We start from the raw sequence: 1,234 nt of genomic DNA on the forward strand, positions 1-1,234 counted from the left end.
GTTGTCGTGAATCTTTTGGCTTTTCTATGTATTTAAAATGTCGAATCCCATAAGCATCTTTTTTCAGTATGGCTTCCATTCCCGCCGAAAAACGATATAGAAACATCTTAATTTGATCCTTTGCCTTTATGCCCTTTGCCCGTTCAATCACACTATGAAAAAATCCATTTTGCTTTTCTATTTTCAGTGTCATAAACGTAACCATGATGGACAAGAGTAAAAACATTCTCTTCAGTCTGGGCAAGGTACGAACTCGAATATTCTCTAATTCAAATTCTTGCTTTTGCACGCGAAACATTTCTTCGATACGCCATCTAGTAATATAGGCTTTTAAAACAGAAATTACCTCTGCTTTTTTCTGGATTCGCTTATTTGTAAGCAGCACCATCGGCTCTTTGCCATATCCATACACAACAATCATCGTGAACTTTTTTCCCTTAAGCGAGGGGATTTCTACAGTAAGATGAGAGACTTTCAAATCATAGACGGTTCCCTTTATTTCAGAACGAAAATTGATTTTCCCTTTTCTTCTGATTGCCAAATCATGTACGGAGAACTTTTTATTCTGATACAATAAATTTCGATTTTTCTTCAACCGAATGATAAAGTTATTCTCCTGCTTGAGGATTTTTTTCATGACTTCTATATTGTCATACCCACGGTCCATGACGAAGGTTGCTTTCTTCTCGCCTAAAAGCTGATCTACGTAATCCAAGCCCTTGTATGTTTCATCATTCTCGCTGATAAATCCCTTTTCAGCAGATGAGTATAAATGAGAATAAACTGAAATCGGATGCTTTGTCCTCGGAGCCACGGCAATCATATTGGTTGTCCAGTATCCATTGCCAATTTTCCCTGTCGAACCATCTCTCACTTGCCCAAGAGCTTCCATTTTACAGGCGGTGGGTTTCACAATCTCAGAGTTATCTACCAGAATCAGATTATCTTCTTCTTGCAGGAAAGGTTTTATTAGTTCTTCATAGTTCTCCAACAGCTCGGTTGTTTCATGAAACTCATCCATACGATTGGAAAGTCGCTTGACGGTTTGTATCGTATCGATGGGCTCTTCTAGAGTGCGTGCAATGTTGGAAAGCAAAACAGATTTGCTTTTTGCCATGCCAAATAAAATATCTAGGATAAAGTTTTTATTGGGTTTTTGCATTCCTTCTGTCAATTTTGAAGAAAAATCATAAATGGAACGTTTAGTAGTGTAAATTGCCTGGCTAAATGTGTT

Annotated in this window: 1 protein-coding gene; it reads right to left on the reverse strand. The window is 37.7% G+C overall.

The window, feature by feature from the left end:
- Window positions 1–1,234, reverse strand: a 1,234-nt coding sequence (locus KM885_RS17740) for a transposase (protein WP_216884342.1), incomplete at both ends; no start/stop codon positions are given.

This window comes from Oceanobacillus caeni, from assembly GCF_019037185.1.
Taxonomy (GTDB): domain Bacteria; phylum Bacillota; class Bacilli; order Bacillales; family Amphibacillaceae; genus Oceanobacillus; species Oceanobacillus caeni.